The organism is Pseudooceanicola sp. DL12 (genome assembly GCF_056270665.1).
The window spans coordinates 1,626,797-1,640,858 of record NZ_CM149884.1; the positions used below are offsets into that span (position 1 = coordinate 1,626,797).

Below are 14,062 nucleotides of genomic sequence, written 5' to 3' on the forward strand. Positions count from 1 at the left end.
CACCGCGACTGACACCCCGAGGGAGGACAACATGTATCACGATCTCAATCTCTATATCCGCGGCAACTGGCGCCCGGCCTCGGACAAGGCCACCAAGCCGGTGACCGACCCGGCGACCGAGGATGCCCTGGGCCTGGTGGCGGTGGCCACGGAAGGCGACGTGGAAGACGCGCTGGCCGCCGCGCGCGAGGGGTTTCGCATCTGGAAGAACACCGGCACCTGGGAGCGGGCGGCGAAGATCAGGCGGGTGGCCGAGCTGCTGCGCGAGCGGGCCGGAGAGATCGGCACGCTGATGTCGCTGGAGACCGGCAAGCCGCTGGCCGAGGCGAAGGGCGAGGTGGGCGGGGCCGCCGACCAGTTCGAATGGTATTCCGAGGAAACCAAGCGGATCTACGGCCAGATCATCGAGAGCCGCACCGCCGACAGCCGCATGGCGGTGATCTATCAGCCGGTGGGCGTGGTGGCGGCCTTCTCGGCCTGGAATTTCCCGGCCCTGCTGCCGGCGCGAAAGATCGCGGCGGCGCTGGGGGCAGGCTGTTCGATCATCGTGAAACCGGCGGGCGAGACCCCGGCCTCCTGCGCGGCGCTGGTGCAGGCCTGCCATGACGCGGGCATCCCGGCGGGGGTGGTGAACATGGTCACCGGGTCCTCGGGCCGGATCGCGGCACAGCTGATCCGCTCGCCGGTGGTGCGCAAGGTGTCGCTGACCGGCTCGGTGCCGGTGGGCAAGGAGATCCTGCGGCTGGCCGCGGACGGGGTGAAGAAGGTCTCGATGGAGCTGGGCGGCCACGGGCCGGTGGTGATCTTCGACGATTTCGACCCGGTGGCCGCCGCCGAGGTCTGTGCCACGACGAAGTTCCGCAACTGCGGGCAGGTCTGCATCTCGCCCACGCGGTTCTACGTGCACGAGAAGAATTACGAGGCCTTTGCCGGGCGCTTTGCAGAGATCGCCCGGGGCCTGAAGATCGGGCGGGGCCTGGAGGAGGGCGTGCAGGTGGGGCCGATGGCCAACCGGCGCGGGTTGGAGACCATCCAGCTGATGACCCGCGACGCGGTCGAGCGGGGGGCCGAGCTGCTCGCCGGGGGCAAGGCGCCGGCGGGATCGAACAAGGGCTTCTTCATCGAGCCCACGGTGCTGGGCCGGGTGCCGGACGAGGCCATGGTGATGACCGAGGAGCCCTTTGGCCCGATCGCGCCGATCACCACCTTCCACGACTACGACGAGGTGATGACACGGGCCAACGCGCTGCCCTTCGGCCTTGCGGGCTATGTGTTCTCCAACAGCCTGAGCACGGCGACGCGGGCCTATGAAGACCTGGAATGCGGCATGGTGGGCGTGAACGAGATGCTGCTGGCCACCGCCGAGGCGCCCTTTGGCGGCATCAAGGAGAGCGGCATGGGCCGCGAGGGCGGGAGCCTGGGCATCCATGATTACCTGGATGCGAAATACGTGAAGATCCGCCTTGGGGGTGCCGCATGAACGAGAAGAGCGACCATAGCGAAGACCGGGGCCTGTCGCGCGGGCTGACGAATTACGGCGACCGGGATTTCTCGGTCTACCTGCGCAACTCCTTTGCCTCCTCGATGGGCTATTCGCGCGAGGTGCTGAAAAAGCCCATCGTCGGCATCGCCAACAGCTTCTCGGGGTTCAACAACTGCCACCGGCATTTCCCCGAGCTGGTCGAGGCGGTGAAGCGCGGCGTGCTGCTCGAAGGCGGTTTGCCGATCGAGTTTCCGACGATCTCGCTGGGCGAGGTCTTCCTGTCGCCGACCTCGCTGAAGTTCCGCAACCTGATGTCGATGGACACCGAGGAGATGGTGCGGGCGCAGCCGATGGATGCGGTGGTACTGCTGGGGGGCTGTGACAAGACGGTACCGGCGCAGCTGATGGGCGCGGCCTCGGCCGACCTGCCGGCGGTGCAGCTGGTGGCGGGGCCGATGATGACCTCGCGCTACCAGGAGGAACGGCTGGGGGCCTGCACGGACTGCCGGCGGTTCTGGTCGAAGTACCGCGCCAAGGAGGTTACGACCGAGCAGATCAACGACATCGAGGGGCGGCTGGCCACCACGGCGGGCACCTGCGCGGTGATGGGCACGGCCTCGACCATGGCCTGTATCGCCGAGACGCTGGGCATGTCGCTGCCGGGCACGGCGGCGATCCCGGCGGTGCATGCGGACCGCCTGAGGGCGGGCGAGGAATCCGGCCGGGTGGCAGCACGGATGATCGCCAACCCGATCCGGCCGAGCCAGGTGATCACCCGGAAATCGGTGGAGAACGCGATCCGGGTGCTGCTGGCCCTGGGCGGGTCCACCAATGCGATCATCCACCTGACGGCGGTGGCGGGGCGCCTTGGCATCCCGGTGTCGCTGCAGCGGCTGAACGAGCTGTCGGACACCACGCCGGTGCTGGTGAACCTGAAGCCGGTGGGCCAGAATTACATGGAGGATTTCTTCTTTGCGGGCGGCGTGGGCGCGGTGCTGCGCGAGCTGAAGCCGCTGCTGCACTTCGACACGCTGACGGTGACGGGCGAGAGCCTGGGCGACCGGCTGGAACGCGACGAGGGCTGGGTGGATCACCGGGTGATCGCGCGGGCGGAAGAGCCGCTGGAGCCGCAGGGTGGGCTGGTGGCGCTGTTCGGCAACCTGGCGCCGCGGGGGGCAATCCTGAAGCGCTCGGCCGCCGATCCGACGCTCTTCGAGAAGGAGGGGCGGGCGGTGGTCTTCTCCTCGCTGGAGGACCTGGCCGCGCGGGTGGACGACCCGGACCTGGACATCACCGAGGACGATTTCATGGTGCTGCAGAATGCCGGCCCGCGCAGCGCCAGCGGCATGCCCGAGGCGGGTTACCTGCCGATCCCGCGCAAGATCGCGGAAAAGGGCGTGAAGGACATGGTGCGGATCTCGGATGCGCGGATGTCGGGCACGGCCTTCGGGACCATCGTGCTGCATGTCACGCCGGAGGCCTCGGTGGGGGGCGTGATCGGCCTGGTGCGGGATGGCGACCGGATCCGCCTGTCGGTGAAGGAGCGCCGGATCGAGCTCCTGGTGGCGGAAGGCGAGCTGGAGCGGCGGCGCGCGGACTGGGTGACGACCAATGTACCGGCCGACCGGCGGCGCGGCTATGACAGGCTCTATGCGACCGAGGTGATGCAGGCCGACGAGGGCTGTGATTTCGCCTTCATGAAACCAGTAACAAGCTGAATCAACGCAACAATCAGGGAGGGCAGATCCGATGAAATTCGGTGTGCCGAGAGAGGTCTCGCCGGGCGAGGCCAGGGTCGCCTTGACCCCGAAGTCCGCGAAGGACATCGCGAAACTGGGGTACGAGGTGCTGATCGAGAGCGGGGCCGGCGCGCGGGCGCGGTTCTCTGACGACGATTATCGCGCGGTGGGGGTGACGGTGTTGCCCGATGCCGCGAGCCTCTGGGCGGAGGCGGATATCGTGGCCAAGGTGCGGCCGCTGACCGACCTGGAGGAAGGCCAGGTGCGGCGTGGCCAGACGGTGGTGAGCTTTTTCTATCCGGCGCAGAACGAGGCCCAGCTGGAGCGGCTGACGGCGCGGGGCGCGACGGTTGTGGCGATGGACATGGTGCCGCGGATCAGCCGGGCACAGAAGATGGACGCGCTCTCTTCCATGGCGAATATCGCGGGCTATCGCGCGGTGATCGAGGCGGGCAACAATTTCGGCCGGTTCTTTACCGGGCAGGTCACCGCCGCGGGCAAGGTGCCGCCGGCAAAGGTGCTGGTGGTGGGCGCCGGTGTCGCGGGGCTGGCCGCGATCGGGGCGGCGACCTCGCTGGGCGCGATCACCCTGGCCTTTGACGTGCGGCCGGAGGTGGCCGAGCAGATCGAGAGCATGGGCGCCGAGTTCGTCTATCTCGATTTCGAGGAGGCGCAGGGGGACGGGGCCGAGAGCGGCGGCTATGCCAAGCCGTCCAGCCCGGAGTTCCGCGAGGCGCAGCTGGCGCGGTTCCGCGAGCTGGCGCCGGAGGTGGACATCGTGATCACCACCGCGCTGATCCCGGGGCGGCCGGCGCCGGAGCTCTGGACCGAGGACATGGTGGCGGCGATGAAGCCGGGATCGGTGATCGTGGACCTGGCGGCGGAACGGGGCGGCAATTGCGCCCTGACCGAGGCCGATGCGCGCATCGAGACCGACAATGGCGTGGTGGTGATCGGCTATACCGATTTTCCCTCGCGCATGGCGGCGCAGAGTTCGGAGCTCTATGCCACGAACATCCGCCACCTGCTGAGCGACCTGACGCCGGAGAAGGACGGGGTGGCGCATCACGACATGGAAGATGACGTGATCCGCGGCGCCACCGTGGCCCATGCGGGCGCGGTGACCTTTCCGCCGCCGCCGCTGAAGGTGCAGGCGATTGCCGCCAGCAAGCCGCGCGCACCGGAGAAGACGCCCGAGGAAAAGGCCGCCGAGGAGCTGGCCGCGCGCAAGGCTGCGGGCCGGCGGCAATGGCTGCTGCTGGGGGCGGGGGCGCTGCTGATGGCGGCGGTGGGGCAATTCGCCCCCTCGGCCTTCATGCAGCATTTCATCGTCTTCGTCCTGGCGGTCTTTGTCGGATTCCAGGTGATCTGGGGGGTGGCGCATTCGCTGCACACGCCGCTGATGGCGGTGACCAACGCGATCTCGGGGATCATCGTGCTGGGCGCGCTGCTGCAGGTGGGGTTTGACCTGCCGCTGGCGCGGATCCTGGCCCTCGTGGCGGTGAGCATCGCCACGATCAACATCGTCGGCGGTTTCATGGTGACCCGCCGGATGCTGGCCATGTTCCGGAAATCCTGAGGGGGGATGACACATGACATCTGAATTCCAGACGGCTGCGTATATTGCAGCGGTGGTTCTGTTCATCCTGTCGCTGGGCGGGCTGAAGAACCAGGAGAGCGCCAAGACTGCCGTGTGGTACGGCATCATCGGCATGGCGCTTGCGGTGGGGGCGACCATCGCGGGGCCCGGCGTGACGCTGGACCTGGCGCTGGCGATCGCGCTGATCGTGGGCACGGTGATCGGGGCCGTGGTGGCGCTGAGGGTCGAGATGACGGGCATGCCACAGCTGGTGGCGGCGCTGCACAGCTTCGTGGGCCTTGCGGCGGTCCTGATCGGGATCAATTCGGCACTGGTGCCGCCCGAGGGGCTGCCGGCGGCAGAGCGGACGATCCACGAGGTGGAGATCTTCCTCGGGGTCTTCATCGGGGCGGTGACCTTTACCGGCTCGATCGTGGCCTATGGCAAGCTGGCCGGGCGGCTTGACGGCAAGGCGCTGGTGCTGCCGGGGCGGCACCTGCTGAACGGTGGCATGCTGCTGGCCTCGGTGCTGCTGATGTTCGTCTACCTGGGCGGGCATGGCGCGCCGGAGGTGCACTGGGCACTCTACCTGATGACGGTGGTGGCCTTCGTCCTGGGCGCGCACCTGGTGCTGGCGATCGGGGGCGCGGACATGCCGGTGGTGGTCTCGATGCTGAACAGCTACTCGGGCTGGGCGGCGGCGGCGACGGGCTTCATGCTGGGCAATGACCTGCTGATCGTGGTGGGGGCGCTGGTGGGCTCTTCCGGGGCGATCCTGAGCTATATCATGTGCAAGGCGATGAACCGGCATTTCCTGTCGGTGATCCTGGGGGGCTTCGGCGGCGCGGGGGCTGCGGCGGCGGCCATCGAGGGCGAACAGATCGCCATCGATGCCGATGGCGTGGCGGCGGCGCTGGAAGAGGCCGACCGCATCGTCATCGTGCCGGGCTATGGCATGGCGGTGGCCCAGGCGCAGCAGGCGGTGAGCGAGCTGACGCGCAAGCTGCGGGCGGCGGGCAAGGACGTGCGGTTCGCCATCCACCCGGTGGCCGGGCGGTTGCCGGGGCACATGAACGTGCTGCTGGCCGAGGCAAGGGTGCCCTATGACATCGTGCTGGAGATGGAGGAGATCAACGAGGATTTCCCCGACACCGACGTGGTGATCGTGATCGGCTCGAACGACATCGTGAACCCCGCCGCGCAGGAGGATCCGGGCAGTCCGATCGCGGGGATGCCGGTGCTGGAGGTCTGGAAGGCGAAACAGGTCTTCGTGTCGAAGCGGGGCCAGGGCACAGGCTACTCCGGGATCGAGAACCCGCTGTTCTACAAGGACAATACCCGGATGTTCTATGGCGACGCGAAATCCTCGCTCGACCAACTTCTGGCCAAGGTGGCCTGAGCTGCCGGCGGGACCGGGCGCGGAGGAGGACCCGCGCCCGCCCATGCGCTGCCCGGACCACCCTGCAAGACACCGGGCGGGCGCCCCGGCGCGGCATCTGCGGATGTCGCGCCGGTCTCGCTATTTTCCGTTTCGGCAGGGCAAGAGGAACGGAGCAAAAGGAACGGGGCAAAAGGCCTGTGGCCGCAACAAGGAGGAATGCGGATGAAACATCTGATTTACGTCAGCCAGGCGCGGGCGCCGATGACCGAGGAGGAACTGTCGTCGCTGCTGTCGCACAGCCGGGCCTGCAATGCCCGCGACGGCATCTCGGGGCTGCTGGTCTACCGGCTGCTGCCGGAGCAGGGGCGGGGCAATTTCCTGCAGATCCTGGAAGGGCCTGACGCGGCGCTGGAGAATGTCTGGTACCGGATCAGCACGGACCGGCGGCATCATTCGGTGATCGTGCTGGAGGAGGGGCCGAGCGAGCGGCGGATGTTCCCCGGCTGGACCATGGGGTTCCGCAATGTCGAGGAGGCCGCGCTGAGCGGCTTCGAGGGGTTCGAGGATCTCGGCTCCGATGCCTTCTGGGCGAGGGCGCAACGCGACAGCCTGCCCGCGGCCATGGCGCTGCTGACGAGTTTCTACGAGGCCGTCTGAGCCGTAGACCGCGGGCGAGGGGCCGAGTGGGGCGCCGATCCGGGGCAGGCACCACGCATGGCGCGGCGCGGATTTTTGCGGCATGGCCTGCGCTCGGCAGGCAGGATTTGGCACTATTGGGGGGCATCGGGGCCTTTCGGGGCCGTTTCTGCCGGCGACGGGTGACACGGATATGCCACTTACGCCAACAAGAAGAGGCGAAGCGGATCAATCCTGGGCGCCTGCGGGATCGGGCGCTTGAAACTCGGCCCATATTCTGGAAAGTCGGTTGTACCTGACCGGAGCACTTTCCTCATGTCGCAAGAGCTATCCTCGACCTTCCAAAACAAGCTGGATTCGCTGGTCAGGCAGATCTACCCGGATCACGACACCGAAACCGTTTCCCGGTTGCTGGCCGAGGCCTTCTGGCCAGAGGGGGCCACCCGGCGCAAGCGCGGCCGGGTGCCGGGCAACCGGCAGTGGTCGGAGCGCGATTCCCTCGTGATCACCTATGGCAACTCGATCATCGACGGCGTGCACAAGCCGCTCGACCTGCTGCGGGATTTCCTGACGAACCAGCTCTCGGGCACGATCAACGGCGTGCATATCCTGCCGTTCTTTCCCTATACCTCCGACGACGGTTTTGCCGTGACGGACTACCGCGCGGTGAACCCGATCCTGGGCGACTGGTCGGACATCCGGCGGATCGGCTCGGAATTCCTGCTGATGTCGGACCTGGTGCTGAACCATGTCTCGAGTTCCTCGTCCTGGTTCAATGCCTACCGGCAGGGGCATCCGCCCTACGACAAGTTCTTCTTCGAGGCCTCGCCCGAGGACGACCTGAGCGAGGTGGTGCGCCCGCGCACCCATCCGCTGCTGCGCAAGGTCGACACCGCCAATGGCGAGCGCCACGTCTGGTGCACCTTCAGTCATGACCAGGTCGACCTCGACTTCCGCAACCCCGAGGTGCTGGCGGAATTCCTGCGGGTGATGCGCCTGCACGTGGACAACGGCGTGCGGATCGTGCGCCTCGATGCGGTGGCCTTCATCTGGAAGGAGATCGGCACCAAGTCGATCCACATGCCGCAGACCCATGCCATCGTGCGGCTGATGCGGCTGTTTGCCGATTTCGCCGCCGAGCCGATCATCCTGCTGACCGAGACCAACGTGCCGAACCAGGAGAACCTGAGTTATTTCGGCAACCGCAACGAGGCCCATGCGGTCTACAATTTCTCGCTGCCGCCGCTGGTGCTGCACGCGATGCTCTCGGGCACGGCGCGCAACCTGATCCGCTGGCAGGGATCCATGCCACCGGCGCAGCTGGGCTGTGCCTACCTGAACTTCACCGCCTCGCACGACGGCATCGGCATGCGCCCCGCCGAGGGCATCCTGACCCAGGAAGACACCGACCACGTGGTGCAATGCATGCGCGATTTCGGCGGTCGCGTCAGCATGCGCGCGCTGCCCGGTGGGGGCGAGGCGCCCTATGAGCTGAACATCACCTGGTTCGAGGCCATGAAGGGCACATTCGAGGGCCCGGACGAGTACCAGGTGGCGCGTTTCCTGGCCTCGCAGACGCTCGTCATGGCGCTGGAGGGCATCCCGGCCTTCTACATCCACTCGCTGCTGGCCAGCCCGAACGACCAGGACGGCGTGGAGAAATCCGGCCACAACCGGGCGATCAATCGCCACCGCTGGGATTACGACACCCTGCTGGGCCTGCTGGAAGATCCGGAGACGGACCAGCACGTGGTGCTGGGCGAGATGCGCCGCCGCATCGGGATCCGCCGCCGCCAGCGCGGCTTCCACCCCAATGCGACCCAGTTCACCCTGCAGCTCGACGACCGGATCTTCGGGCTCTGGCGGCAGAGCCTCGACCGCGACCAGTCGATCTTTGCCCTGCACAATGTCTCGGCCACCGAACTGGAGATCGAGCCGATGCAGATCAACCTGATCGACGGCGAGGATTGGGTGGACCTGCTGAGCGGCGAGCCGATCAGCCCCGATGGCGGCCCGATCCCCTTTGCGCCCTACCAGTGCCGCTGGATCACCAACCGGGGCTGAAACCGGGGCGGACAAGAGCCCGGTCGGAGATCGCGTGCAAGGGAAAAGGGCGCCCCGGGAGAGGATCCCGCGGCGCCCTTTCTTCATCTTTCTTCAAGTACGGGTGGCGAGGCGCGGGCCTCACGCCTTCGCTCCGGCCTCTCGCGCTGCTTCTTCATCTTTCCCCAAATACTCATCTTCCTTCAGAAAGACGCGGCGGAAAGAGCGGGCCGCCCGGCGCTCAGGTATATTCCTTCAGGTCTTCGGCCACCGCCTTGAGCATGTTCGGCATGATGTCGGGATCGGCCGAATGCACCCGGTTCCAGGTCGGGATGAAGGGCGTCTCGGAGGGCTTGTCGAGGAAGATGTGCCCGGCCTCGATGATGTTCTCGGCAAAGAGCTCCACCGCGGTTTCCTCGGTGTGGCGGTCGACGTAGAGGCCATTGGCCTTGGCGTCGTCGTAATAGCTTTCCAGCAGGTCCAGCGCCGAGCGGTAGTAGGTGGCCTTCAGCGTGCGGAACATCTCCTCGTTGAAGGTGGTGCCATCGGCGGCCAGCTTGCGGAAGATCGCCTTGCAGATGTCGATGGACATCCGGCTGAGGCCCTTGGTCTTGTCCTCGGCAGAGAGGTCCTGGTGCTTGTGGTCGTAGTTGTCGGCGATCTCGGTCTGGCAGACGGATTTCGGTGCCAGGTTGCGCCAGGCCTCGGACAGGACGCCGATTTCCAGCCCCCAGTCGGAGGGAATGCGCAGGTCGGGCAGCACCGACATGCGCATCGCCATCTCGCCCGAGAGCGGGTAGCGGAAGGCGCGCAGGTAATCGAGGTAATCGCGGTCGCCGATGGTGCGTTTCAGCGCGATCAGCAGCGGCGAGACCAGCATGCGGCTGACCCGGCCGTTGATCCTGTTGCCGCCGACCCGGGCGTAATAGCCCTTGGAGAGCTGGTAGGAGAAATTCGGGTTGGCCACCGGATAGACCAGCCGCGCCAGCAGGTCCTTCTCGTAGGTGACGATGTCGCAATCGTGGATCGCCACCACCGAGCTGTCGGCGCAGGCGATCAGGAAGCCGAGGCAGCCCCAGACGTTCTTGCCCTTGCCGGGCTCGATCGGGCCAAGGCGCAGCTCTTCCAGCCGCTTCTGGATCTCGAGCATCCGGGGGCTGTCGTTCCAGATCACCACGTGGTTCTGCGGCAGCACCGAGAAGAACTTGCGCGCGTGGCGGTATTGTTCCTCGTTGGCCTGGTCGAGGCCGATGACGATGCGGTGGAGATAGGGCACATCCTTCAGCTCGTTCAGGATGTTGGGCAGGGCGTCGCCCTCGAGCTCGGAATAGAGCGAGGGCAGCACCAGGCTGATCTTGCGGCTGGAGGCAAAGGTGGCCAGCTCGCGGCCGAGATCCTCGGACGAGCGGGTGCGAAGATTGTGGATGGTGGCGATATTGCCGTTCTGGTGAAAGTCTGCCACCTGAAACTCCTGTTCTAGGTAAGTCCGTACCTTGATAGTAACGCCAGCATCATTTCATTCCACCCTTCGGGGCCGATTTTCCTGCTGCGTGCGATGCGGCCCGCGGCCTCGCCGGGCAGGTCGGGCAGGGGCGTCGCATGCGGATTGGCGATGATGACGCCATGTGTGGCATTCTCCAGCATCTCCACATCGTTGGGCGCATCGCCCAGGGCCACGGTATCGGGGCTGCCGAAAAGTGCGGCGATCTCGTCCATCCGGTCGGCCTTGGTGCCCCCGAAGGAGAGCGTGAGATAGCGCCCGCCGCGACGGGCGGTGATGCCCCGGGCGGTAAGGGCGGCCAGAAAGGCCTCGAGCTGGGTGTCGCTGCCGGACCAGATCCCCGGCTCGGAAAAGGCCCGCTGACAGGCCATGCGGGCGCTGGCCTCGGGCAGGCCCGCATTCTCCATCACACCTTCGGGGCCCATGTCGCCGAAGCCGGTGAAGGCCGTGCGCAGATCCGCGGGCAGCTGGCCCAGGGCGGCGCGAAGGCGGCGGTAATCCTCGCCCTCGGTCTCGGGCGCTGCCCCGGCGGCCAGCCATCCCGCGCCGTTCTCGACGATGGCGGGCGAGGCGGAGAGGCCCAGCTCCTCGCGCAATGCCGCGACCTCGGGCCCGGTCTTGGACGAGGCGAGGACAACGGGGATATCGTGGGATTTCAGGATGTTGAGCGCGGGCAGCGCCGCGTCATAGCTGTAGCTGCCGTGATCGAGCAGGGTGCCGTCGAGGTCGGTGAAGACGATGAGGGGCGGATTCGTCATTTCAACTCTTGCGTCCTGTTCCCGCCTTGGGGTAGAGGGTCCACCGGCGGGTGATTAGCTCAGTTGGTAGAGCGCTTCGTTTACACCGAAGATGTCGGGAGTTCGAGTCTCTCATCACCCACCATTATCAACTACTTAGCAGTTTCGCTATCTGGATGTTTCCCAATCCACGCAGGTTGTTTCCCAAAATCGGGCAACAGCAACATGGTTTCGCGATTCATGTGCTCTACCTCAGCGCGCCGCGCATAGTGCTCGGACATGCGCTTGGAGAGGTGGCCCAGCATCGCCTGGACCCTCTCGATCCCCCCGAAAATTTCAGGTGAGCGCGCGACGCTGTTTGCGATCGCCGTGGCGTTCGTGTGGCGCAGGCCATGCATCGTGGCGCGGAACTCTCCAGCCTCCAGGTCCTCTTTTCTTTTCGGTTTGAGCTGCAGGCGGATCAACTCTGTCCGCCAGCTGGCGCCGAAGCCGCTGGCGGTCCAGGGCTTGCCGCGGCTGTTGGTGAGCAGCGGGCGGCGCGGGTCGACTATGCCAGCCGTCCGCCTGGAGGTCCGCTCGTCCTCGAGAATAGCCAGAACGAGAGGATGAAGAGGCACTGGCACGGCATTCCCGGTCTTTCCCTGAGTGACGTGCCAGACGCCGTCCTGGATCTGACTGTCGGAGATACCAAGCACGTCGGCGCGCCGTTGGCCGGTGTAAGTGGCGACGATTGCGACCTTGACGATCTCGCGCTTGCCCTTCTCGAAAAGGATCTCCAGCTTGTCGGCGGGCCACGGCTCATAACTCTCTTCGCTCTGGACGCGCTCGATACCGTGGCATGGGTTCTCGTCTGCGAAGCCCCTTGTGCGCCCCCAGGAGAAGACGGCGCTCATGTCGTCGAGGCGTCGGTTCGCCGTGGCGGGGCGATCTGCGAGACTGTCATAGACCGCCTGAACATGGATCGGCCGGATCTGGGTGGCGTCAAAAGCGCCCCAGCGTTCGGCCATGAGATCCAACGCATAGTCACGCAAAAGACGGCTGTTCTTGGGGAGGCCGGTGTAGCGCTTGCTGTCGCGATGGTCCCGGATCAGCCGGGTGATTGCCGTTTGGCTTTCGAACTCGCCGGGGGTGGTGCCAAAGATCTTGTAGTGCGCGGCATTGTAGGCGGCACGGTACTCGGGTTCGAACGGATGCGGCAGAGGAAGCCTGGTCTCGTTCCCTTTCCTGACGACGCGGAAGAAGAAGTATTCCCTGCCTCTGGCCAGCTTGCGCTGAACATAGCGTTCGAGCCTGATGTCACCTGCCACGGCTTGCCCTAAGAATGGGATCAGCATCTTCGGCCTGATCGTGGCCTCTGTCGAGCCGCTTTTCAACCTCGGACCATTTCCACCTGGTCGCGCCGTCGGATAGCTTCTTGGGTTTAGGAAGGATGCCGCGCCTGGTCCAGTCCCAGATTGTTGTCTCCGATACATCAAGCAGGCCGGCAAGAGTGCTGGCCCTGACGTATGCCAGTGGACGCGCCTCGACCGCGACTTCGGTCGGAACCGTGTGGGTCATGCGCGAGGGCGTCGTTTGAACTACAGTCAACGTGCTTCCTCCTGCTCTGCCACCCGTGCAGGCTCCTCGGTGCTGCAGTGCGAAAGGAATGTCATCACGATAGGCTCCTGAGGTAGCTGGTGTGCTTCGGGAAGGGGGCTTCATTGCGGTGATAGGGGGCACCCTCGATCAGAATGTACGCCGCCGCGCGCAGGCATCAGCGATCAGGCGCTTGATCCGGAGGTGCTCCTCGGGCTGTGCCGGCGTGATACTGGCTGGCATGGCTTGGCCCAACGTGTGTACGCGGCCCGGCCCCGTTATGACATGTCTGGGCTTTAGTCGCTGTAGCCGCTCGGACGTGATGGGGTGACCATGCGCTTCTTTTGCGTGCGCCCAATTCGCCAACATGGCCGACGGATAGCGCGCGAAGATTTCAGGGGTCAGGATTTGCGCGTGGCAGCGCAAAAGAACTTGTGAGTGCATCGGTTGCTCCATCATAGAGATGGGGAAATGTTACTACGCAAAATGCGGAGTTCAACCGGAAAATTCGCAAAATGCGTAGTTAGGCGCGCAACCCCCTATCGAACGAAGTGAGAACATAATAAGAACATTCAAGACTCGAGCACAAAGGGAATGCGAAAGCTATGGACGATTCGAGGCGATTGGCGCTGCTGAAGGAAGCACGCAGACTATCAGGTATGAGTTTAGACTTTTGGGAAGAACTTACCGAGGGGCTCGATCAGAGTTCTTTGGAGATCCTGGTGGGCAGATCGTCGGTCTTTCCAAAATACAGGAACTCAAGGGATAAGCCGTAGGTTTTGCGAAGTTTCTTCGCGCTTTGCAGCGAGAGATCTCTAGAGCCATTCTCGAATGGCCCGTATGTTTGCATGGTGAGGCCTGCCTTTTCGGCAAACTCCTTTTTTTCATAGCCCAATATGTGGCGCACCCGTTTCAGGCGTGCCCCTACTGCTTCACGTTTATCTTCGAGTTCCTCTAGCATGGAGGGCATTGTACCCCTTTCGAAAGAGGCTTCACTGCGCATTTTGCGTATTTACACGCTACGCAAAATGCGTAGTTATGGCGGGTATGGAAGAGCAGTTGGAAACCGTTTCATCATTTCTGGATCGTGTCGGACGAGCCCGATTTGCACGTGAATTGGGGCACACTTCGCAGGTTGTGACCCGAGCGGTATCCAAGAACCAGTTTCCGGCCCATTGGTACTTCGCGTGTCGCGACTGGTGCGAAGAGATTGGAGCTGTGGTGCCTGAGCACCTGTTTCGCCAAGCACCACGCCCTGAACGCTCCGGTGCTTCGCGTACTGCGAAGTCTTTGGCCAGCGGAGATGCATCATGACCCTGTTCTGTGGACGAGCTCATATGCGCCCGGCTGCGGAGATCGCTCTTCTGCTGAAAACATAGCGCACTACG

General features: G+C 65.0%; 10 protein-coding genes and 1 tRNA gene. 7 read left to right on the forward strand and 4 right to left on the reverse strand.

Going from position 1 to position 14,062, the window contains the following annotated elements; genetic code table 11:
- Positions 1 to 31: 31 nt before the first annotated feature.
- From AC0WR5_RS07630 to AC0WR5_RS07655, 6 genes are all read left to right on the forward strand, one after another.
- A complete protein-coding gene (locus AC0WR5_RS07630) occupies positions 32 to 1,480 on the forward strand; it encodes an NAD-dependent succinate-semialdehyde dehydrogenase (protein WP_475867948.1) in 1,449 nt (482 codons plus the stop codon).
- Positions 1,477 to 3,201 (forward strand): IlvD/Edd family dehydratase, encoded by a 1,725-nt coding sequence (locus tag AC0WR5_RS07635; protein WP_475867949.1) that lies wholly within the window; start codon positions 1,477 to 1,479, stop codon positions 3,199 to 3,201. The genes AC0WR5_RS07630 and AC0WR5_RS07635 overlap by 4 nt, the downstream gene beginning before the upstream one ends.
- A 31-nt stretch (positions 3,202 to 3,232) precedes the next feature.
- Positions 3,233 to 4,801, forward strand: a complete 1,569-nt coding sequence (locus AC0WR5_RS07640) for a Re/Si-specific NAD(P)(+) transhydrogenase subunit alpha (RefSeq protein ID WP_475867950.1) — start codon at positions 3,233 to 3,235, stop codon at positions 4,799 to 4,801.
- 13 nt (positions 4,802 to 4,814) lie between these two features.
- Complete coding sequence (locus AC0WR5_RS07645; RefSeq protein ID WP_475867951.1) at positions 4,815 to 6,200, forward strand: NAD(P)(+) transhydrogenase (Re/Si-specific) subunit beta; 1,386 nt, start codon at positions 4,815 to 4,817, stop codon at positions 6,198 to 6,200.
- 204 nt (positions 6,201 to 6,404) lie between these two features.
- On the forward strand, positions 6,405 to 6,839 hold the full coding sequence (locus tag AC0WR5_RS07650) for a BLUF domain-containing protein (protein WP_475867952.1): 435 nt from the start codon (positions 6,405 to 6,407) through the stop codon (positions 6,837 to 6,839).
- Positions 6,840 to 7,133: 294 nt separating this feature from the next.
- Positions 7,134 to 8,882 carry a sugar phosphorylase gene (locus tag AC0WR5_RS07655; protein WP_475867953.1) on the forward strand — a complete coding sequence of 583 codons (1,749 nt, stop codon included), beginning with the start codon at positions 7,134 to 7,136 and terminating at the stop codon, positions 8,880 to 8,882.
- 220 nt (positions 8,883 to 9,102) lie between these two features.
- Here AC0WR5_RS07655 and AC0WR5_RS07660 read toward each other — a convergent pair whose 3' ends face one another.
- Complete coding sequence (locus AC0WR5_RS07660; RefSeq protein WP_475867954.1) at positions 9,103 to 10,323, reverse strand: glycosyltransferase family protein; 1,221 nt, start codon at positions 10,321 to 10,323, stop codon at positions 9,103 to 9,105.
- Between the two features lie 14 nt (positions 10,324 to 10,337).
- Complete coding sequence (locus tag AC0WR5_RS07665; RefSeq protein WP_475867955.1) at positions 10,338 to 11,120, reverse strand: HAD-IIB family hydrolase; 783 nt, start codon at positions 11,118 to 11,120, stop codon at positions 10,338 to 10,340.
- Positions 11,121 to 11,168: 48 nt separating this feature from the next.
- Between AC0WR5_RS07665 and AC0WR5_RS07670 the strand changes: the two genes are divergently transcribed.
- Positions 11,169 to 11,244, forward strand: a tRNA-Val gene (locus AC0WR5_RS07670).
- 7 nt (positions 11,245 to 11,251) lie between these two features.
- Here the strand turns inward: AC0WR5_RS07670 and AC0WR5_RS07675 are convergent.
- Complete coding sequence (locus AC0WR5_RS07675) at positions 11,252 to 12,433, reverse strand: tyrosine-type recombinase/integrase (protein WP_475867956.1); 1,182 nt, start codon at positions 12,431 to 12,433, stop codon at positions 11,252 to 11,254.
- A gap of 941 nt (positions 12,434 to 13,374) precedes the next feature.
- The gene (locus tag AC0WR5_RS07680; RefSeq protein ID WP_475867957.1) at positions 13,375 to 13,635 is read right to left on the reverse strand and encodes a helix-turn-helix domain-containing protein; all 261 of its coding nucleotides are present in this window, start codon (positions 13,633 to 13,635) and stop codon (positions 13,375 to 13,377) included.
- Between the last annotated feature and the right edge of the window lie 427 nt (positions 13,636 to 14,062).